The sequence below is a fragment of the Citrobacter sp. VF227 genome (assembly GCF_052950715.1).
Genome location: NZ_JBRFVF010000196.1, coordinates 1 through 567, shown reverse-complemented (window position 1 = coordinate 567; position 567 = coordinate 1). Strand labels below are relative to the sequence as shown.

Annotated in this window: 1 protein-coding gene; it reads right to left on the bottom strand. The window is 61.6% G+C overall.

Features of this window, described 5'->3' with window-relative positions; translation table 11 throughout:
- Nucleotides 1-567: cbb3-type cytochrome c oxidase subunit I (locus tag ACU8YC_RS25865; protein ID WP_446896091.1), on the bottom strand; the 567-nt coding region annotated here is incomplete at both ends.

Below are 567 nucleotides of genomic sequence, written 5' to 3'. Positions count from 1 at the left end.
CGATCAACGCGACGCCGCACGCGGCGACGATGAGCCACGGATGCCAGGCGGGGTTGTCGTAATGGTTCAGGCGGCGCGTCATGCCCATGAAGCCGAGCACGTACAGCGGCACGAACGACACGTAAAAGCCGATGAACCAGCACCAGAACGCGCGCTTGCCGAGCTTCTCGTCGAGCTTGAAGCCGAACGCCTTCGGAAACCAGTAATGGAAGCCGGCGAGATAGCCGAACACGACGCCGCCGATGATCGCGTTGTGGAAATGCGCGATCAGGAACAGGCTGTTGTGCAGCACGAAGTCCGCGCCCGGAATCGCCATCATCACGCCCGTCATCCCGCCGAGCGTGAACGTCACCATGAAGCCGATCGTCCACAGCACGGGCGCGGTGAATTCGATGCGGCCGCGGTACATCGTGAACATCCAGTTGAAGATCTTCGCGCCCGTCGGGATCGAGATGATCATGGTCGTGATCCCGAAGAACGAGTTCACGTCCGCGCCCGAGCCCATCGTGAAGAAGTGGTGCAGCCACACGAGGTAGGCGAGGATGGTGATGACCACCAGCGCGTAGA